The 19,565-nt window shown below is 66.5% G+C and carries 21 protein-coding genes; 11 read left to right on the top strand and 10 right to left on the bottom strand.

The window, feature by feature from the left end:
• Positions 1–181: 181 nt before the first annotated feature.
• Together P1IM2_RS05085 and P1IM2_RS05080 are read right to left on the bottom strand one after the other, a co-directional pair.
• The gene (locus P1IM2_RS05085; RefSeq protein ID WP_186401620.1) at positions 182–1,534 is read right to left on the bottom strand and encodes a murein transglycosylase A; all 1,353 of its coding nucleotides are present in this window, start codon (positions 1,532–1,534) and stop codon (positions 182–184) included.
• Between the two features lie 8 nt (positions 1,535–1,542).
• The gene (locus P1IM2_RS05080) at positions 1,543–2,211 is read right to left on the bottom strand and encodes a Tim44/TimA family putative adaptor protein (RefSeq protein WP_234178433.1); all 669 of its coding nucleotides are present in this window, start codon (positions 2,209–2,211) and stop codon (positions 1,543–1,545) included.
• A gap of 262 nt (positions 2,212–2,473) precedes the next feature.
• Here P1IM2_RS05080 and secB point away from each other — a divergent pair, with 262 nt between their 5' ends.
• From secB to P1IM2_RS05060, 4 genes are all read left to right on the top strand, one after another.
• Positions 2,474–2,986, top strand: coding sequence for a protein-export chaperone SecB (gene secB, locus P1IM2_RS05075; protein WP_003041665.1), 513 nt, complete (start codon positions 2,474–2,476; stop codon positions 2,984–2,986).
• 27 nt (positions 2,987–3,013) lie between these two features.
• Entirely contained in the window at positions 3,014–4,612 is a 1,599-nt protein-coding gene (gene murJ, locus P1IM2_RS05070) for a murein biosynthesis integral membrane protein MurJ (protein WP_186401619.1), read from the top strand.
• A gap of 3 nt (positions 4,613–4,615) precedes the next feature.
• On the top strand, positions 4,616–5,632 hold the full coding sequence (gene trpS / locus P1IM2_RS05065) for a tryptophan--tRNA ligase (protein ID WP_186401618.1): 1,017 nt from the start codon (positions 4,616–4,618) through the stop codon (positions 5,630–5,632).
• Positions 5,633–5,746: 114 nt separating this feature from the next.
• Positions 5,747–6,448, top strand: coding sequence for a DUF4136 domain-containing protein (locus tag P1IM2_RS05060; RefSeq protein WP_082813247.1), 702 nt, complete (start codon positions 5,747–5,749; stop codon positions 6,446–6,448).
• Positions 6,449–6,511: 63 nt separating this feature from the next.
• Here the strand turns inward: P1IM2_RS05060 and P1IM2_RS05055 are convergent, their stop codons facing one another.
• Genes P1IM2_RS05055 through crtY form a run of 6 tightly spaced genes read right to left on the bottom strand, consistent with a single transcriptional unit; the run spans position 6,512 to position 11,777 of the window.
• On the bottom strand, positions 6,512–7,033 hold the full coding sequence (locus P1IM2_RS05055; RefSeq protein ID WP_186401617.1) for an AAA family ATPase: 522 nt from the start codon (positions 7,031–7,033) through the stop codon (positions 6,512–6,514).
• Positions 7,030–7,602, bottom strand: coding sequence for a nicotinamide riboside transporter PnuC (gene pnuC, locus P1IM2_RS05050; RefSeq protein WP_186401616.1), 573 nt, complete (start codon positions 7,600–7,602; stop codon positions 7,030–7,032). The genes P1IM2_RS05055 and pnuC overlap by 4 nt, the downstream gene beginning before the upstream one ends.
• A complete protein-coding gene (locus tag P1IM2_RS05045) occupies positions 7,599–8,570 on the bottom strand; it encodes a phytoene/squalene synthase family protein (protein ID WP_186401615.1) in 972 nt (323 codons plus the stop codon). Before P1IM2_RS05045 ends, pnuC begins: the two co-directional genes overlap by 4 nt.
• Positions 8,570–9,151, bottom strand: a complete 582-nt coding sequence (locus P1IM2_RS05040) for a TIGR00730 family Rossman fold protein (protein WP_003041684.1) — start codon at positions 9,149–9,151, stop codon at positions 8,570–8,572. Before P1IM2_RS05040 ends, P1IM2_RS05045 begins: the two co-directional genes overlap by 1 nt.
• Positions 9,151–10,623: a phytoene desaturase gene (locus P1IM2_RS05035; RefSeq protein ID WP_186401614.1), complete on the bottom strand. Its 1,473-nt coding sequence runs from the start codon at positions 10,621–10,623 to the stop codon at positions 9,151–9,153. The genes P1IM2_RS05040 and P1IM2_RS05035 overlap by 1 nt, the downstream gene beginning before the upstream one ends.
• A complete protein-coding gene (gene crtY / locus P1IM2_RS05030) occupies positions 10,620–11,777 on the bottom strand; it encodes a lycopene beta-cyclase CrtY (protein ID WP_186401613.1) in 1,158 nt (385 codons plus the stop codon). Before crtY ends, P1IM2_RS05035 begins: the two co-directional genes overlap by 4 nt.
• Before the next feature lie 45 nt (positions 11,778–11,822).
• On the opposite strand from crtY, the gene P1IM2_RS05025 reads away from it, so the two are divergent.
• From P1IM2_RS05025 to P1IM2_RS05000, 6 genes are read left to right on the top strand one after another with little or no spacing between them, the layout of a single operon-like run.
• Positions 11,823–12,356, top strand: a complete 534-nt coding sequence (locus P1IM2_RS05025) for a GNAT family N-acetyltransferase (protein ID WP_186401612.1) — start codon at positions 11,823–11,825, stop codon at positions 12,354–12,356.
• On the top strand, positions 12,353–13,141 hold the full coding sequence (locus P1IM2_RS05020; protein WP_186401611.1) for a sterol desaturase family protein: 789 nt from the start codon (positions 12,353–12,355) through the stop codon (positions 13,139–13,141). Before P1IM2_RS05025 ends, P1IM2_RS05020 begins: the two co-directional genes overlap by 4 nt.
• Positions 13,122–13,496 (top strand): DUF2141 domain-containing protein, encoded by a 375-nt coding sequence (locus tag P1IM2_RS05015; RefSeq protein ID WP_186401610.1) that lies wholly within the window; start codon positions 13,122–13,124, stop codon positions 13,494–13,496. Before P1IM2_RS05020 ends, P1IM2_RS05015 begins: the two co-directional genes overlap by 20 nt.
• 39 nt (positions 13,497–13,535) lie before the next feature.
• On the top strand, positions 13,536–15,221 hold the full coding sequence (gene lnt / locus P1IM2_RS05010) for an apolipoprotein N-acyltransferase (RefSeq protein ID WP_186401609.1): 1,686 nt from the start codon (positions 13,536–13,538) through the stop codon (positions 15,219–15,221).
• Positions 15,222–15,271: 50 nt separating this feature from the next.
• Positions 15,272–16,498, top strand: a complete 1,227-nt coding sequence (gene metK / locus P1IM2_RS05005) for a methionine adenosyltransferase (RefSeq protein WP_186401608.1) — start codon at positions 15,272–15,274, stop codon at positions 16,496–16,498.
• Between the two features lie 50 nt (positions 16,499–16,548).
• The gene (locus tag P1IM2_RS05000) at positions 16,549–17,274 is read left to right on the top strand and encodes a tRNA (guanine(46)-N(7))-methyltransferase TrmB (protein ID WP_062903090.1); all 726 of its coding nucleotides are present in this window, start codon (positions 16,549–16,551) and stop codon (positions 17,272–17,274) included.
• A gap of 26 nt (positions 17,275–17,300) precedes the next feature.
• On the opposite strand, the gene P1IM2_RS04995 is transcribed toward P1IM2_RS05000, so the two are convergent.
• Positions 17,301–18,068: a sulfite exporter TauE/SafE family protein gene (locus tag P1IM2_RS04995; RefSeq protein WP_062901573.1), complete on the bottom strand. Its 768-nt coding sequence runs from the start codon at positions 18,066–18,068 to the stop codon at positions 17,301–17,303.
• A 111-nt stretch (positions 18,069–18,179) separates the two neighbouring features.
• Complete coding sequence (locus tag P1IM2_RS04990) at positions 18,180–19,106, bottom strand: LysR family transcriptional regulator (RefSeq protein ID WP_003041844.1); 927 nt, start codon at positions 19,104–19,106, stop codon at positions 18,180–18,182.
• An 84-nt stretch (positions 19,107–19,190) separates the two neighbouring features.
• Between P1IM2_RS04990 and P1IM2_RS04985 the strand changes: the two genes are divergently transcribed.
• Entirely contained in the window at positions 19,191–19,523 is a 333-nt protein-coding gene (locus P1IM2_RS04985; protein ID WP_186401607.1) for a hypothetical protein, read from the top strand.
• Positions 19,524–19,565 lie beyond the last annotated feature (42 nt).

Below are 19,565 nucleotides of genomic sequence, written 5' to 3'. Positions count from 1 at the left end.
CGGGCCGGGCCCGCGCCGCGGCGGCAACGGCGATGCCGCGCGGCTCCGGCTTGGGTGGCCGCACCGTCGGCGGCGCCGCCGGTTCGAGCGGCGACGGTGCGCGATGGAGCGGCTTCACCGTGGCCGCGACCCGTTTCCACAGCGCATTTTCTTCGGGAGCGAGGCGGCGCGCCATCGCCAGTCAGCGCGCGGCGGCTGTGAGCCGCGCGACCGCGGCGCGCGGCAGCAGGATCAGCGCCGAACCGCGCGCCGCCATGCCACCCGCAATCGCACGTGCCTTTTCCCCGGCGCCCCAGAAGCTGTCGAACCGGTTCGCGCCCTTGATTGCGCCGCCGGTGTCCTGCGCCACCCACAGCCCATTGGGTTCGGCGCGGTCGAGCGAGAGGAAGACCGGGGCGCCGAGCGGCACATATTTGGGATCGGCGGCGACGCTCGCGCGGCCCGTGACCGGCACGCCGAGCGCGCCCAGCGGCCCGGGTCCGGTGAGTTCGCGGAAGAAGACCCAGCTCGGATTTTCATTCATCACTGCGGCGCCGCGAACTGGATCGGCGCGCAGATAATCGAGGATGCCCTGCATCGAGGCCTGCCCCGGCTGGAGCGCGCCGCGGTCGAGCAGCAGCTTGCCGATGCCGACATAATCGCGGCCGTTCTGGCTGTCGTAACCGATCCGCATGACGTCGCCGTCAGGCAAACGCAGCCGCCCCGACCCCTGCACCTGCAGGAAAAAGAATTCGGCCGCATCGGCCGCCCAGGCGATTTCGAGGCCGCGCCCGGCGAGCGCGCCGCGTTCGATCGCGAGGCGATCATAATAGGGGATGAAATTGCTGCCATCGACGCGGCCGCGGATCTTCTTGCCCTGCAAATCCTTCGAAAACAGACCAAGGTCTACATCGACCAGATCGGCAGGGCGCCGGTAGATCGGCACGTCATAGCCCGGCCGCCGCGTCCGCGAGGCGGCGATTTCGGGTTCGTAATAGCCCGTGACGAAGGCGGTGCCTGCACCGATCTGCACCGTACCGAAATAGCGGCTGAAGAAATTGCCGGCATCGCGGTCGGCCCAGCCGCTCGCGGCGCTGCAGGCCTCGGCCCATTCGCCGGGCTGCGTCAGCCCGCTTGCATCGGTTCGGCGCTGCACCGAAGGGCAGCTCAGCCGGAAGGCGATCAGCGCGGCGGTCGCCTGTTCGGGCGCAACGCCCAGCGCATTATATTCGGGACCGGCAACGACGCCGCTTTCGACCGCGCTGGTCGCGGTCGCAGGAACCGGCGGCGCGGCAAGCGGCGGATTGGGGGTTGCAGGAATCGGCTTCGCGGCGGCACCCGGCGGCACCGAGGGGCGCGGCTGATAAGGTCGCGGGGCGGCGGTCGTGGGGGCCGGAGTCGGTGTCGGGTTAGTCGCAGGGGCGGGGCGCGGTCCGGCGGCCGCCGGGATCACCGAGGCACAGCCCGACAGCAGCGGAACGGTCAAGAGAAGCGCGAGGCCGACGCAGCGAAGGCGCGGCCTGCGATCCGGCACGGCGTCCCCCCGGAACGTCATGCTGCCGCTCAGGCGACGTCGGCTTCGTCGAGCAGCCAGTTGGGATCGCTGCTGCCGACCTTGCGGCGGAAGGTCCACAGATCGTCGGTCTGCACCCCGTCGGTCATCGATCCGGCGATCAGCTTGCCGTCGGCATCGCGCGTCACCGCGCTGATATCCGCCTGGTAGCGCACGGTGATGCGCGCTTCATTGCGGCCGAGTTCCACTGCGGTGATCTTGGCCGAATCGATCCCGATCAGGCGGTTTTCCAGCTTTTCGCCGCGCGCTTCGCGATCCTCGATCGCCGCGATGAAACCTTCGTAGCTGTCGTCGTCGCACAGGTCGCGCAGCGTGTCGCGGTCGCCTTTCCAGAAGGCCTCGAGGATCATGCGATAGGCCGCCTGCGCGCCGTCCATGAAGCGGCCGGCATCGAAGTGGCGGTCGCTCGCCAGCAACTGGCGCAGACCGGCTTCGGCAGAGGGTTCATAGACCAGTCCGCTGTTCACCGGTGCCTGATCACGCGACGAGCCCGCGGCGTCGGCTTCGTCGAGCCGCACCGGCGCCGGCGCGGCGCGGTCGTCGCGGCGCGGCATCACGGGTTCCTGCTCATGCCCCGTCCGCTTGCCGAGCACCGAATAGAGCCGCATGCCGAGGAAGGCGGCAATCATGGCGAGCAGGATGATCGAGAAAGCGGTCACAAGCAAATCCGATACGGACAAAGGGTAAAGACGTCGCCTTTACATAGGCGATGCCGGCACATGTTTCAAATCTCCATGACCGCACCATCGCGGCGGGTCAACGATTCGTCCCTTCGCCGGGCGCCCGGCCGCGGCTCTTGCAGCCATTGTGCTGGCGCGCCGCCGCTGCTAAGCGCCGCCGCAACCATTTGACGCGGGCCTTGCACGGCCTGCGGACGGTGACCCACAGTTCATCCATCGTTTCAACGAAAGCGCATCTGACATGGCCGACGAGACCAGCATCGACATCAATCCCGCACCGCAGGCGAATGGCGAAGACACCAGCCCCGCGATCGGCCTGATTTCGCAATATGTGAAGGATCTGTCGTTCGAAAACCCCAATGCTCCGGCGGTTTTCCAGTGGCAGTCGGCGCCGCAGATGGACGTCCAGTTCAACATCGCCGCCGACGGCGTCGGTGACAATCTGTTCGAAGTGACGCTGAAGATCGACGTCACCGCCAAGCATGACGAAGGCACGGCCTTTGTCATCGAGCTCAAATATGCGGGCCTGTTCGGCGTGCGCAACGTCCCCGACGATCAGCTTCAGCCCTTCTTCCTCGCCGAAGCGCCGCGCATCCTGTTCCCCTTCGCACGCCGCGTCGTTGCCGACGTCGTGCGCGATGGCGGTTTCCAGCCGCTGCTGCTCGACCCGATCGATTTCCACGGCCTGTTCATGCAGCAGGTGCAGGCGCAGGCCGAACAGGCGGGCGACGCCGCGCCGGTCGGCCAGGCCTGATCCCGACAGCGGCGGCCGGCTGATCCGATGAGCAGCCTGGTCAAGAACGTCGGGACGATCGGCGGGCTGACGCTGCTCAGCCGGATCTTCGGCTTCGCGCGCGACATGCTGCTTGCGCGCGTGCTCGGAGCCGGGCTGGCGGCCGACGCCTTTCAGCTCGCCTTCACCCTGCCCAACACCTTTCGGCGGCTGTTTGCCGAGGGCGCCTTCTCGGTCGCCTTCGTGCCGATGTACAGTCGCGCGCTGCACGGCAGCGAAGGCGACGGCGAAGCGGCGGCGGCGCGCTTCGCCGACGATGTGCTGTCGGTCTTTCTGTGGACGCTGCTCGTCTTTTCGGGCGTCATGATGGCCGTAATGCCGGGAATCGTGTGGATTCTCGCGCGTGATTTTGGCAGCGTTCCCGGCAAGTTCGAGCTGGCGGTCTTCCTCAGCCGCGTCACCTTTCCCTATCTGGCGCTGATCAGCCTCGTCGCGATGCTGTCGGGCCTGCTGAACGCGCGGTCGCGCTTTGCGCCCGGCGCCTTTGCGCCCGTGCTCCTCAACATCGTGCTGATCGGCGGGATCATCACCGGCTGGTGGCTGCGCGGCGACAGTCACGACGACCGGATCGTCGCGCTCGCGCTCGCGGCAGCGGTCAGCCTCGCGGGGGTTGCCCAGCTTGCCTATCTGTGGTGGGCGGTGCGACGCGCCGGGCTGCGCCTGCATCTGCGGCTGCCGCGGCTGACGCCCGAGGTCCGGCGGCTGGGCATGCTGATCCTTCCCGCCACGTTCGGCGCGGGCATCTACCAGATCAGCCAGTTCGTCGACACCTTCTTCGCCACCTCGCTGCCGCAGGGGTCGCTAACCTTGCTCAAGCTCGCTGACCGGCTCAACCAGTTGCCTCTCGGCATTGTCGGCATTGCGCTCGGCACAGCGATCCTGCCGATGCTGTCGCGCCATATTCACAGCGGCGACGCCGCCGAGGCGCAGCGGTTGCAGAGCAATGCCTTTGAAATGGCGACGCTGCTCACCCTGCCCGCCGCCGCGGCGCTTGCCATTTGCGCGCCCGCCTTCGTCACCGCCTTTTTCGTCGGCGGCAAATTCACTGCGGCCGACGGCGCAATCATGGCCCATATCGTGGTGGCACTGGTCGCGGGGCTGCCGGCCTATGTGATCGTCAAGATATTGAACCCCGGCTTCTTCGCGCGCGAAGACACACGGACGCCGGTGTGGACCGCGCTCGCCGCGCTCACCCTCAATATTGCGATCAACCTCTATGTCGTCGAACGCTATGGCATCGTCGGACTCGCCGGGGCGACCGCAGCGTCGGCAAGCTTCAACTGTCTGCTGCTCTATGCCGTGCTCCACCGCCGCGGCTGGTTCCATTTTACCGCCCGGCTGGCAAGCCGGATCGCGCGGCAGATCGTCGCGGTCGCGGCAATGTCGGCGCTGCTCGTCTGGCTGATGCCCGTCGTCGCCCCCTATTATGGCGGCAATGTCGCCGAACGGGTCGGCGCGCTCGCCGCGCTCGTGCTGGCGGGCGGCGCGACCTTTTTCGCCATGGCTTTCCTTGTCGGTGCGCTTGACAAGGATCTGGTCGCCATGCTGACGCGGCGCCGCGGCAAGCCCGCGCCAACACAGGAGTAAGACATGCGGATCGTTTCGGGCATCCAGCCCACCGGAAATTTGCACCTAGGCAATTATCTGGGCGCGATCCGCAACTGGGTGCGGATGCAGGATCAGGTGGCGAGCGAAGGCGGCGACTGCCTGTTCTTTCTGGCCGACCTGCACGCAATCTCGATGCCGCACGTCCCGGCCGATCTGACCGCAAACACCCGCGCGATGACTGCGGCGCTCGTCGCCTGCGGCATCGACCCCGACCGTTCGACCCTGTTCAACCAGGCGCGCGTCCCCGCGCATGCCGAGCTGCAATGGCTGCTCAACGGCACCGCGCGGATCGGCTGGCTGAACCGGATGACGCAGTTCAAGGACAAGTCGGGCAAGAATCGCGAGGGCGCCTCGGCGGCGCTCTACACCTATCCGGTGCTGCAGGCGGCCGACGTGCTGCTCTATCAGGCGACGCACGTTCCCGTCGGCGAGGACCAGAAGCAGCATCTGGAGCTGGCGCGCGACATCGCGCAGAAGTTCAACAATGATTATGCAAGCGCGGAAGACCCGGTCTTCACCCTGCCCGAACCGATCATCCCGCCCGACGCGGCACGGATCATGAGCCTGCGCGACGGGTCGGCCAAGATGTCGAAATCCGATCCGTCGGACATGAGCCGCATCAACCTGACCGACGATGCTGACACGATGATGCAGAAGGTGAAGAAGGCGAAGACCGATCCCGAACCGCTGCCGTCCGAGGCCGCAGGGCTGGAAGGGCGGCCCGAGGCGCGCAATCTGGTCGGGATTTACGCCACGCTTGCCGACTCGAGCACCGACGCGGTGCTGCAACAGTTCGGCGGGCAGGGCTTCGGCGCGTTCAAGCCCGCGCTCGGCGAGCTGCTGGTCGAGCGGCTGGCGCCGATCAACGCGCGCTTCGTCGCGCTCAAGGACGATCAGACGGCGCTCGACGCGATCCTCGACAAGGGCGCCGACAAGGCACGCGCGCTTGCAAAGCCGACGCTCGACACCACATACAAAGTCTTGGGGCTTTGCCGCTAAGTCATTGTCTGCGTGGAACGGAGCTGCGACGAAGCGGGTTAAACCAAGGTTCAGCCGCGCCGGCGTAGTCATGCTATAAACGGTGTGTGCTGTGCGCGCACCGAATCACGGAGCATGATGATGAGCAAGACAATCTTTCGGCGTCTGGGACTCGCCGCCATGACGGGCGCGGCGCTGGTGATGGCCGGCTGTGCCGCCACGCCCTTCCGCGCCGATGTCGCGCGCTTCCAGACCCAGCTTCCTGCACCGCAGGGGCAGAGCTTCGCGATCGAGGCGAATGACCCGGCGCTGCAGGGCGGGATCGAGTTCAATCAATATGCGACGCTCGTCGCGGGTGAACTGACGCGCTATGGCTATCGTCCCGCCGCCCCCGGCGAAAAGGCCGACATGGTCGTTCGCATGGATTATGGCATCGACAAGGGGCGCGAACGCGTCGTCTCCTCGCCCGGCTTCGGCAATCCCTGGTACGGCGGCTATTACGGCCGCGGCTTCTATTCGCCGCCCGTGATAGTGCGCGGCCCCCGCGGGCGCCGCTATATCTACGGCTGGCGCGACCCCTTCATGTGGGGCGGCTTCGGCCCGAGCTGGGGCTATAATGACGTCGAAAGCTTCACCGTCTACACCAGCGACCTCAATCTGCAGATCAGCCGCGCCGCCGACGGCTATCGACTGTTCGAAGGCCATGCACAGGCGCAGTCACGCGATAATGACCTGACGCAGATCGTTCCCAATCTTGTCGAGGCGATGTTCACCAACTTCCCCGGCAATTCGGGCGAACGGGTGCGCATCACCGTGGCGCCGCCCGAAAAGAAGTAACCGCCAAAGGCGTTTCTGCAAAAGCCCGCCTTCGCACCGAAGGCGGGCTTTTTCGTGCGCGACCTATCGATCGAGCCCCGCCGCCGCGATCGCGGCGAGCGCACTTTCGAGGCGAGCGTCGCCATCGCCTTCGACCCAGGCCCAAGGCAGACGGCGGCGGTCGAGTTCGGCGATCGCGACGTCCATGAACTGCCGCCGTGCAAGGTCGCTTCCGAACAGCCGTGTGCCGTCCTCGCGCCACGGCAGGTCGAGCGCGGGGACGAGGTAGAAGTCGGCGACATCACTCCAGGCGTCGATTTCGGGCAGGCGCCGGCCGAGCAGCATGATCGCCCACGCCTGCGTCATCAGCGGATCGGTGTCCGAGATCACCCACGCCGGGACTTGCGCGAGGGCAAGCTTCGTCGCGGCGACATGGCCGTGAAAGATGGCGAGCAGGTCGCCGGCATCGAGATCGGTGCCGTTCGCCTCGCAATAGGTGCGACCATATTCGGGGATGACCACGCCGCCCAGACGCGCGGCAAGACGCGGCGCCAGCTTCGACTTGCCGGTCGATTCGGCGCCGTGGAGGCCGATATGGCGCGTCATGCAGGCATCGCCGCGGGCGCTGCGGCGGCGCGGCGCCACTGGATCAGCCCGTCGATCGACAGTCCCAGCAGGACGACATAGACCGCGCTGGTCGCATAAAGGCCGCGCCAAGCGAACAGCGGCACCGCGATCAGATCGACGAGAATCCACAGCCACCAGCTTTCGACCCGGCGCCGCGCGAGCAGCCATTGCGCCGCGATGCTGAGCATCGCGATGCCGCCGTCGATCCACGGCGCCGCGGCGTCGGTGTAGCGGTGCATCGCCGAGCTCCACGCGACCCAGGCCACCCCGACAGCGGCGCCCCATCGCCAGCGATCGCGGCCGGGCATCCATCCGACGGGCACGCCGCTGTCGTCGTGCGCGCGAACCCAACTGAGCCAGCCGTAAAGATTGAGGACGAAGAAAAATCCCTGGAGCAGCATGTCGCTGTACAGCTTCGCTTCGTAGAAGACGAAGGCATAGAGGGTGACGGCAGCGAGCGCGAAAGGATAGTTCCACACCTTGCGCATCGCGACCAGCGCGACGTTGATCAGGACGAGCGCGGCGGCCAGCCACTCGAGCTGGCTCACTGCGCCGTCTCCGCGCCGCCGGCTATCCGCGGGCGGGTCCACAACCCGTCGCGGGCAATGCGCCGCAGCGGCGGGCGGCGCAGCACCGACCAGCCGGCGCGCGCCACCCAGCCGAATTTCGCGGCGCGCGTCGTCGCGGTGCGATGGTCCCACGCATGATCGCCGCGGCGCCGCACCGCCCGCGCGATGTCGCCATAGATGCCTGCGGCCGCAAGCACCGCCCAGCGGCTGCGCGGCGGCAGCTTGCGCGCCCCCCAGCGCGCCGACGCTTCATATTCCCCGGCCATTTCGGCGAGCCATTTCGCCATCACGGCAAGACGCGGACGAAAGGCGGGATGCATATGCTGACCCGGCGGAATATCCAGCTCGACCAGCCAGTCGACCGGCAGATAGCAGCGGTCGGCCGCCGCATCTTCGGCAATGTCGCGTGCGATATTGGCGAGCTGGAATGCTATGCCGAGGTCGGACGCACGGTCGAGCGTCGTTTCATCCGTCGGATCGACCCCCATGACGAGCGCCATCGCGACGCCGACCGCGCCCGCGACATGATAGCAATAGCGCAACAGATCGGCCTCGCTGCGCGGGCGCCAGTCGGCGGCGTCGAGTTCGAAGCCCGCGACGATGTCGTCGATCACCGCGCGCGGGATCGCGACCTCGGTCAGCAACAGGCCGAGCGCGTCGAAGGCGGGGTCGCCTGTGGGGTCGCCGGCAAAGGCGCGATCGGTCAGGTCGCGGATGCGCGCGACCGCCGCCACCGGGTCGTGCCCCGCGCGCATGGTGCCGCCATGATCCTGCCCGTCGGTCAGATCGTCGGCGGCGCGGCACCAGGCATAGAGCAGCAGCACCCGTTCGCGTGTCCGCCGGTCGAACAGCCGGCTGGCGAGCGCAAAGCTCTTCGACCCGCGCGCGATGCTGTCGTGCGCAAAGCGGTGCAGGGCCGCCGCATCATAGCCCCCGGCCGCGGTCATTACAGATCGTCGGCCTTCATCGCGAAGATCGGCTCGTGCGGCTGGTAAGCGGCCATCTTGTCGAGCAGTTCGTCGATTCCCGCATCGACAATCATGATCCCGGCGTGCGCGGGCCGGATGAAGCCGACGTCGATCATCCGGCGATTGAAGGCGATCAAATCGTTATAGAAACCCGCCGCGTTGAGCAGCCCGACCGGCTTGGCATGATAGCCGAGTTGCGCCCAGCTGATCGCTTCCCACAATTCGTCCATCGTCCCGACGCCGCCGGGGATGGTCAGAAAGCCGTCCGACAGGTCGGTGAACATCTTCTTGCGTTCGTGCATACCCGAAACGACGTGCAGTTCGGTGCAGCCGCGATGCGCGACCTCGGTCCCAACGAGCGCATCCGGGATCACCCCGATCACCTCGCCGCCGGCTTCCAGGGCGCTGTCGGCGACCGCACCCATCAGCCCGAGCCGGCCCCCGCCATAGACGACCCCGATTCCGCGACTCGCCAGCGTCCGGCCGACGTGGCGCGCGGTTTCCATATAGATCGGGTCTTCGGGGGTTGCGGACCCACAATAGACGGCAATGCGTTTCATCATTCTTCCAACATCAATTGGGCGGTCGCCTTCGCGCTGCCGACGACACCTGGAATACCGGCGCCCGGATGCGTCCCGGCGCCGACGAAGTAAAGGTTCGAAATCATATCGTCGCGATTATGGGCGCGAAACCACGCGCTCTGCCATAGCACGGGTTCGAGGCTGAAGGCGCTGCCAAGATGCGCCGACAGATCGCGGCCGAAATCGGCGGGCGTATAGTGAAAGCGCGTGACAAGATTGGCGCGGAGTCCGGGCGCGACGCGGCGCTCGACCTCTTCGAGGATCGCGTCGGCAAAACGCGCGCCGAAATCGCCGTCCCAGTCGGCCTTCGCCTTTCCGAGATGCGCGACCGGGGCGAGTGCGTAGAAGGTCGAATGGCCGGGCGGCGCCATGCCGGGATCGGTGATGCTGGGATGATGGAGGTAGAGCGAGAAATCGTCGGGCACCCTCCCGCCATAGATGTCGTCGAGCAGCCCCTTGTAGCGCGGGCCGAAGAGGATGCTGTGGTGCGCGACGTCCGGATAGTCGCCCTTCGCGCCGAAATGGATGACGAAGAGCGATGGCGACCAGCGCTTGCGCGCCAGGCTTTTGGCGACCTTTGCCCCGCGCGAATGGTCGAGAAGATCTCTATAGCTGTGCATCAGGTCGCCGTTGCACGCGACCATATCGGCCGCACCCTGCCAGCCGCCGGCGGTCACCACCCCGGTCGCGCGATCGTCCTGCGTCTCGATCCGCGTCACTGGATCGTCCAGCCGCAGCACCCCGCCCAGCCGCTCGAACAATCGCACCATCGCCGCGACCAGCGCGTTGGTGCCGCCGCGCGCGAACCACACGCCGCCGTCCTTTTCGATGGTGTGGATCAGCGCATAGATGCTGCTGGTCGTCATCGGATTACCGCCGACAAGCAGCGTGTGGAACGACAGCGCCTGCCGCAGCCGTTCGTCCTTCACATAAGAGGATACGATCGAATAGACGCTGCGCCATGCCTGATATTTCGCAAGCGCGGGCGCCGCGCGCAGCATCGCGGCGAAATCGAGGAAGGCGACCGAGCCGAGCTTCACATAGCCTTCTTCATAAACCCCGCGCGAATAATCGAGAAAACGCTCGTACCCCGCGACATCGGCGGGATCGAGCTTCGCGATTTCGGCGCGCAGCGCCGCCTCGTCGTTCGAATAGTCGAAGTTGGTGCCGTCGGGCCAGTTCAGCCGGTAAAAGGGGGTGACAGGCACAAGATCGACGTCGGCCGCCATGTCCTGACCACTGAGCGCCCAGAGTTCATTGAGGCAGGGCGGGTCGGTGATGACGGTCGGCCCCGCGTCGAACGTGAACCCTTCGCGCTTCCAATGATAGGCGCGCCCGCCGGGCTTGTCGCGCGCTTCGACGACCGTGGTCGCGATGCCCGCCGACTGGAGCCGGATCGCGAGCGCAAGCCCGCCGAACCCCGCACCGATAACGATGGCCCTTCGCGTCATAGCCAGTCGAAACTCCCGATCGCCCTGATTGCCCGTCCGATAGGCACCGGCGGGCGGCCCGACAAGAGACGCAGCCGGTCGGCACCGCTCGACGCGCCGGCGTAGAAGCGCGCGATGAGTGCCGGCGACAGGCGATAGAAGCGCTGGAAGATGCGATAGCGCTCGGCCGGTTCCGCCGCGCGGAACAGCATCGCGCCGAGCATGCGGTAAAAGCGCTGACGCCGCCACGCGGTCGCCGCATCGGCGCGCAGCCGCGCGCCCAGATCGGCGCGATCGACGAGCGCGGGAAGCGCCGCCGCGGCGCGCACCGCGTCGGGCAGCGAATAGCCGGTCGTCGCGTGAAAGCGACCCGCGCGCACGCCAATACGCGCCACGGCATCGTCCCGCGGCCAGATCGCGTCGAAATCGCCCGCCATGACGACGGGCAGCCATCCGGTTTCCTCGCGCGCGACTGCACTGACCGTCCACCCGCGCGCCGCCGCATAATCGGCGATCCGCGCGCGAACCGCGCCGACGTCAAGGTCGGCATCGTCGCCATAATAGGTGTCCTCGACGAAGACGGTCTCGGCATCGAAAGGCAGACAGTAGACAAAGCGATAGCCGCCGATCTGATCGACCGTCGCATCCATCACCACGGGCTGAGTGAGGCCGTGTCCACCCGCCACGCGCAGAGCCTGCCCGACGAATTTCTGCCAGCCGCAATCGACCCCCGTGAGGTCGCCGATCCCGCGCGCGTCGATGACGTGGCGCGCGGCGAGCCGGTCGCCGCCCCCCAGCAGCACCGATTGCGGCGCGAGCCGCGTCGCCGCCTTCGCGATCAGCCGTTCGGGCGGCAGCAGCGCGGCGACCGCCTCCGCCAGCGTTTCGCTGTCGATGCTGTTGTAGGGCATGGCAATCGCCCGGCGGTAGGCGGGAAAGGCAATGTCATAGCCGCTCCAGCGATGCGCGATCAGCGGCTCGATCAGCCAGCGGTCGCGCGCCGCGACGTCGCCGTCGAAAAAGGACCAGAGATGATTGCCGCCGACCGGCCCCGGCTCGATCAGCCGCACGTCGAGATCGGGGCGCCGCCGCGCCAGCGCGAGCGTTGCCAGCCCGCCGGCGAGCCCGCCGCCGACGATGGCAATGTCGCAAGAGTCGGAATCGGCGCCGTTCATCCAGCAGCCCTAGCGAGGCTGGCGGCGAGCGGCTATCGCTTTCGCATGGCAGCGCTCGTTCCCGTCATCCGCTCCGCGACCCCCGACGATGCCAGGGCCATCGCCGCAATCTACGCGCACCATGTCGCGCACGGAACCGCCAGCTACGACACCGAGCCGCGCAGCACGCTCGCCACCGCGGCGCTGATTTCGGAGCATCGCGCAAAGGGCTGGCCCTTTCTGGTCGCCGAGGCGGCCGACGGCGGGCCCCTGGGCTATGCCTATGCCAGCCAGTTCCGCCCGCGCGCCGCCTATGCTTGGGCGTGCGAGGACAGCATTTACGTGGCCCCGGCGCAGCAGGGACGCGGGGTCGGCCGAGCCTTGCTCGCCGCGCTGCTCGACGCCGCCGAAGTATCGGGCTTCCGCACGATGGTCGCGGTGATCGGCGGCGCCGAGCCTGCCTCGATCGCGCTCCATACGGCGGCGGGTTTTGTCCATGCGGGGCGCCTCGCCGGCATGGGCTGGAAGCATGGGCGCTGGCTCGACACCGTCTATATGCAGCGCCCGCTCGGCGACGGCACCGCGAGCGCGCCCGCATGAGCGCCGCGCTCGCCATCGCGCTGTCGGCGCTTGCGATGACCTTGATCGTCGGCGGACGCTATCTGCTGAGCAGCGGAGGATTTGCGCTCGCAACGCGGCTCAAGCATCCCGGTCTCTATCGCGGGCTCGAGACGCAGATGCGGCGCGAAATCGGCTGGAGCCTTGCCAGCGCAGCGATTTACGGCATTCCGGCGGGCATCGTCGCCTGGGGATGGCAGGCGCGAGGCTGGACGCGCATCTACACCGACGTCCACGCCTTTCCCCTCTGGTATCTGCCGGTCAGCCTCTTCGTCTATCTGCTGCTTCACGACACATGGTTCTATTGGACGCATCGCTGGATGCACCAGCCGCGGCTGTTCCGCATCGCGCATGCCGTGCATCACCAGAGCCGGCCGCCAACCGCATGGGCGGCGATGAGCTTTCACCCGTGGGAAGCTATCACCGGCGCGATCGTCATTCCGGCGCTGGTCTTTGTCGTTCCCATCCATGTCGCGGTGCTGGGTCTCGTGCTCGCGATCATGACGCTGATGGGGGTCGGCAATCATATGGGGTGGGAGATGTTCCCGCGCGCACTCGTTCATGGACCAGCAGGGCGCTGGCTGATAACCGCGACACACCATGAGCAGCATCACGCTGCCTATCGGGGGAATTATGGTCTTTACTTCCGCTTCTGGGATAAGGCATGCGGCACCGATATCGGGCTGGGCAGCTTTGGCGGCGCTCGTGCCGCTGCCGGTCGCGGCGACCGCGCCGCCTCACGCTCCGATGACCGGCCCGACGGTTGAAGTCAGCATTACCGGCCTGCGCAACGTCAAGGGACAGATTCTTGTCTGCCTGACCGCCAACCCGAAGGCCTTTCCCGACTGCAGCAAGGACAAGGCGTCGGTGCAGATGGCGGTAAAGGCGGCCGACGCCAGCGATTTCAAAATCCGTGGGGTCGCCGCCGGAACCTATGCCATCGCGGTGGTCCATGACGAGAATGGCAACAACAAGATGGACATGGCGCTGTTCCTGCCGAAAGAAGGCTTCGGCTTTTCGCGCGACCCGGCGATCCGCATGGGGCCGCCGAAGTTCAAATCGGCGAGCTTTGCCGTCACCGGCGACATGCGCCAGTCGATCAAGATGAAATATATGCTGTGACGATTGTGGGCGACGCGGCCGCCCGCTAAAGCAGCGCGCGTGACCGGCCTCCCCACCCGCATCGCTTCGATCGCCGACCGCTGGCCCAAAGGGCTCGCGCTGTTGCTCGGTCTGATTTCCGCAACCGGTTTTGCGCCGCTGAATCTCTGGCCGCTGACGCTGCTTGCGCTCGCGGGATGGATGCTGCTCGTCGCGCGGAGTCCGCGGGGCGCGCGTGCCTTCGGGATCGGCTGGGGCTTCGGGGTCGGCCATTTCGCGCTAGGGCTCAACTGGATTGCGACCGCCTTCACCTATCAGGCGGCGATGCCCGCATGGCTGGGGTGGATCGCGGTGGCACTGCTGTCGCTGTATCTTGCGATTTACCCAGCGCTGGCGGCTTGGGGGGCGTGGACCATCCAATGGTTCGCCGCCCCCGCCAAGCCTGCCCTGAGCGCCGGCAAGGCAGCCGAAGGGGCGGGGACGACGCTCTCCTTCATCTTCGCCTTCGCGGGGCTGTGGACGCTGGCCGAGTGGCTGCGGAGCTGGGTTTTCACAGGCTTTGCGTGGAATCCGCTGAGCGTCATCCTGGTGCCAGTTACCCCGCTTCTGTCGCCGGTGCGGTTTATCGGAACTTATGGCGTGTCGGCCATCGTCATTTTGCTGGCCGGCTTTCTATTACTCCAAGCAGTTCATTGGTTGCCGCGCTGGTGGCGAGCCCTGATGCCGTCCTTTCGCGGCGGCACCTTCCCGTCGGTCATATTGGGCGGGGCACTTTTCGCCCTGTTTGCACTCACGATACCGTTGACGCACATGGCGCAGCTAGACGACTTGGGAAGAGCGCCAGCCAAAGCGGGGCAAGCAATTCCCATCACCGTCGTCCAGCCCAATGTCGGACAGCAGGACAAGTGGGAAGGCGACAAGGCCGACGCCAATTTCGCCAAGCTCGCGCGGCTGACGACGCCCCGGTCGGACGCGCCGCGGCTGATCCTGTGGCCCGAAGCGGCGATACCCGACTATCTCGAGACCGGTTATCCCGCGGTCTATTACGACCGCTCGCCCGCCGAGGCGCGTGGGCGGCTGACCGCGCTGATGAACCCCGGCGACCTGATGCTGCTCGGCGCGCTCAAGCTGGAGTTCGACCGCACGGGGCAGGCCGTGGGCGCGCGCAACGCGGTGATGACGGTCCATGCCGATGGGACGCTCGGCCCGCGGTATGACAAGTCGCATCTGGTGCCCTACGGCGAATATCTGCCGATGCGGCCGCTGCTTTCGGCGATCGGCCTGTCGCGCCTCGCTCCCGGCGATCTTGATTTCTGGCCCGGTCCCGGACCTCACACGCTCGACCTGGGCGCCTTCGGCAAGGCGGGGCTGCAAATCTGTTACGAAATCATCTTCTCGGGCGAGGTCGTCGACCGCGCCCACCGCCCCGATTACATCTTCAATCCGTCGAACGATGCCTGGTTCGGTGCCTGGGGTCCGCCGCAGCATCTGGCGCAGGCGCGGCTGCGCGCGATCGAGGAAGGGCTGGCGGTGATCCGCGCAACGCCGACGGGGATCAGCGCGGTGATCGACGCCGACGGCCGGATCGTCGAAGCGCTGCCGATGCACGCCGCCGGCCGCATCGATGCCTTCATTCCAAAGGCGCAAGCGCCAACCCTGTTCGCGCGTTATGGCAACATGCTGCCCGTCGGCTTTGCCCTGCTGCTGCTCGCACTCGCCATTGCCTTTCGGCGGCGCGGGCGCTAACAGCGGGGCGACATAAAGTTTCCTTTATATTCGATTCCAAAAGGCTCCCCATGCGCAACAGCTTCCTCTTCACCTCCGAAAGCGTGTCCGAAGGACATCCCGACAAGGTGGCCGATCAGATCAGCGATTCGATCGTCGACCTGTTCCTGGCGAAGGACCCCGAAGCGCGTGTTGCGTGCGAAACGCTGACGACGACGCAGCTCGTCGTGCTGGCGGGTGAGATCCGCTGCAAGGGCGTGTTCGAAGACGGTGAATGGGCGCCGGGCGCGCTCGACGAGATCGAAGCGACCGTCCGGAACACGGTCAAGGACATCGGCTATGAACAGGCCGGCTTCCACTGGAACCAGTTCCGCTTCGAAAATAATCTGCACGGCCAGTCGGCGCATATCGCGCAGGGCGTCGACGAAAGCGCCGACAAGGATGAAGGTGCGGGCGACCAGGGGATCATGTTCGGCTATGCGTCCGACGAAACCCCCGACCTGATGCCCGCGACGCTCGACTATGCACACAAGATTCTCGAACGCATGGCGGCCGACCGCAAGGCGGGCATCGCCCCCTTCCTCGAACCCGATGCGAAGAGCCAGGTCACGCTGCGCTATGCCAACGAACGCCCGGTCGAGGCGACCGCGATCGTCGTTTCGACGCAGCATGCGCCGGGCTATTTCTTCCACGGCGGCGAAGGCGACGAGGCGAAATATCAGGAGCTGCGCAAATATGTGCTCGGCGTGATCGCCGACGTGCTGCCGGCCGAATTGCTGACCGCGAACACCGTCTATCACATCAACCCGACGGGACGTTTCGAGATTGGCGGGCCAGACGGCGACGCCGGCCTGACCGGCCGCAAGATCATCGTCGACACCTATGGCGGCGCAAGCCCGCACGGTGGCGGCGCGTTCAGCGGCAAGGACCCGACCAAAGTCGACCGCTCGGCGGCCTATGTCACGCGCTACCTCGCCAAGAATATCGTCGCCGCGGGCCTTGCCCGCCGCTGCACGATCCAGCTTAGCTACGCGATCGGCGTCGCCGAGCCGCTGTCGGTCTATGTCGATCTGCACGGCACGGCGGCGGAAGGCGTGACCGAGGCGGCGCTCGAGCAGCTGCTGCCGCAGCTCGTCCGCCTGACGCCGAAGGGCATCCGCACCCACCTCGGCCTCAACAAGCCGATCTATCGCCAGACCGCCGCCTATGGCCATTTCGGTCGCCAGGCGTCGGGCGATGCCTTCCCGTGGGAACGCACCGACCTCACCGACAAGCTGAAAGCTGCGTTCGCTGGCTGATGCCGCCGCGGCGCTTGCCGCCTCGGCCCGAGGCGGCTAACGCGCGCGGCATGACGGCTTATAAATCCGGCGATCCGACAACGCTCAACCGCCTTTACGGGCGCGCGAAGGGCAAAGCCCTGCGCGCGGGGCAACAGGATCTGATCGACACGCTGCTGCCGCAGATCGCGGTTCCGGCCGAAGGGCCGGTCACCGCGTCATTGCTGTTCGGCGACGCCGAAGGAGCCGGGCGTCCGCTGCACTTCGAGATCGGTTTCGGCGGCGGCGAACATATGGCGGGGCGCGCCGACATGTTGCCTGACCACGGCTTCATCGGCGCCGAGCCCTTCCTCAACGGCGTCGCGCAGGCGCTGGTGCATGTGTCGGGCGACCATGGCCGGAGCCTGCCGCTCGCCAATGTCCGTATCCACCATGGCGACGCGCTCGAGGTGCTGCGCCGCATCCCCGACGGGGCGCTGAGCTTCGCCTATTTGCTCCACCCCGACCCGTGGCCCAAGGCGCGCCATGCCAAACGGCGGATGATGAACGACGGCCCGCTCGACCTGATCGCCGCCAAGCTGAAACCCGGCGGCGAATTTCGCTTCGGCACCGACCATCCGGTCTACCTTGCCCACGCGCTGATGGTGATGCGGCGCCACCGCCACCAGTTCGAATGGCTGGCGCAAAGCGCACAGGATTTTCTGGTGCGCCCCGGCGGCTGGCCCGAAACCCGCTACGAAGCCAAGGCGCGCGCGCAGGGGCACGAGGTCTGGTATTTTCGCTATCGGCGCATCTAGATCGTCCGGTCGATTGCCCGCGGCCCTTACATCAACGCGCGATATAGTCCGAAGCAGCTCGTCGCGGTCAGGACGATGCCGACGAGTACGAGCATCAGCTTGGGGGCGATGCGCTTGGCCATGAAGGCGCCGATCGGGGCGGCGCAGACGCCGCCGATCAGCAGCCCGAGCGTCGCGCCTGCGACATCGTCGAGGCCGAGGTGCCAGATGAAGGTTGCCGACACCGCGAGCGTCAGGAAAAATTCGACGCTGTTGACCGTGCCGATCACCTTGCGCGGTTCGGCGCCCTGGACGAGCAGGTTGGAGGTCACGACAGGCCCCCAGCCGCCCCCGCCCGCCGCATCGAGGAAGCCGCCGACGAGGCCGAGCGGCGCAATCACCGTCGGCTTGCGAATTTTCGGCGGATAGAGCAGCCCGCGGATCAGCAGCCACACGCCGACGGCGACGAGATAGGCGAGGACGATCGGCTTGACGATCGCACCGTCGATCGAGGTCAGCAGATAGGCGCCGGACACCCCGCCGATCAGGCCCGGGATGAGCAGGCGGAAGAAGAGGCCCCATTCGATATTGCGGTGGAACAGATGGCTGATCCCCGACACTGCGGTCGTGAATACCTCGACGACATGGATGCGCGCCGATGCAGTGGCAGGCGGCACGCCCATCACGGCGACGAGCAAGGTATTGCAGATCACCCCGAACGCCATGCCGAGCGCGCCGTCGACGAGCTGCGCGGCGAAGCCGATCAGGATGAAGGGCAACAGCGCCGCGAAATCGAAGGTCGACAGATCGAGCATGATTCTTCCCAACTTTTTTAGTTGAGAACTAGCTGCCGCGATTTGCACGGCTTGACCAGCATAAATTTTCTGCGCGCAGCGAAGGATATTATTTGTGCGTCCAGCGGCCGATCAGGCGCCTATCTGGTCGGGCAGATATTCGCGGACATAGTCGATGAAGGCGCGCAGCTTGGGCATCACTTGCTTGCGGCTGGGGTAATAGAGGAACAGCCCGCTGGTCGCGTCGGCATAGTCGGTGAGCACCAGTTCGAGCTCGCCCGTTTCGACCATCTTCTTCGCCATCGGCTCGGCCATCATCCCGATCGCGACGCCGGTACGCATCGCGACCAGCGCGGCGATCCAGTCGTTGACGATCACCGGTCCGGTCACCCCGACCTCGAATTCGCGGTTCCCCTGCGCAAAGGTCCACGGCATCAGCGCCCCCGTCGCCAAGCGGAAGCGGATGCAGCGATGATCTTTCAGATCTTCGGGCCTTTCGGGACGCCCGAAGCGGTCGAGATAGGCAGGCGAAGCGGCCGCGACGAAGCGAAACGGGCCGGTGAGGCGAATAGCGATCACATCGGCATCGAGCGATTCACCCATCCGGACGCCGGCGTCGAAGCCCCCGGCGCTCAGGTCGGCGAGCGCGTCGTCGGCATAGATTTCCAGCTCGATCTCGGGATAGGCGTCGACGAAACCCGCGATGATCGGCTCGAACATCGGCTGCACCGCGCCGCGCATCAGGTTGATGCGCAGCCGCCCCGCCGGACGGTTGCCCAGGTTGCGCGCCGCTTCATAGGCGTCGGCCAGCCCGGCAAAGGCAGGCGCGGCGCGTTCGAGGAACATTTCGCCCGCCTGCGTCAGCCCGACGCTACGCGTCGTCCGCATGAACAAAGGCGCGCCGACGCGCGCTTCCAGCGTCTTGATCGTCTGGCTGATCGCCGAGGGAGATACGCCCAGATCAGCTGCCGCGGCGGAAAAGCTCCGCCTTTCCGCGACACGCAGGAAAGCTTCGATCCCGTCGAGCGCCCCATGGGGGATTGTTAAATCCTGCTTCAAGGCACTTGCAGATTATAGAGGATTATCTAAGTGCGCAAGCGCGCCTAAAAAGGTTGCACAACGAAACGAAAGGAAACCTCTCCCATGACCAATCAGTTCTCCTCTTTTCGCCGCTTTCCCACCGCTTTCGCGATCGTCGCCGGTTCGGCGCTCGCCTTCGGCGGCCTGATCGCTTCGACGTCGCCGGCCTATGCGCAGGGCAGCGCCGATTATCGCTGCACCGGCCTTGCCGACCAGGCGAACACCGCCGCCGACAGCGCCCAGGGTGGCAAGCAGGCCAGCGCGAAGCGCTTCGTCGCCACCGGCAAGAAGCTGTGCGAAGCGGGCAACGAACGCGCCGCCGCCAAGCAGTTCCGCGCCGCGCTCAAGGTTGCCGGCGTCGATGAAGCGACCGACAGCCAGGTTGCATCGCGCTGATCGAATAAGCCACGACACCATCTCCGGTCCGTCCTCTCTCCC

Origin of the sequence: Sphingopyxis sp. P1IMeth2, assembly GCF_900185685.1 — a bacterium.
GTDB classification, from domain to species: Bacteria; Pseudomonadota; Alphaproteobacteria; order Sphingomonadales; family Sphingomonadaceae; genus Sphingopyxis; species Sphingopyxis terrae_A.
The sequence above is the reverse complement of the archived record's forward strand: the minus strand, read 5'-3'. Positions and strand labels throughout refer to the sequence as shown.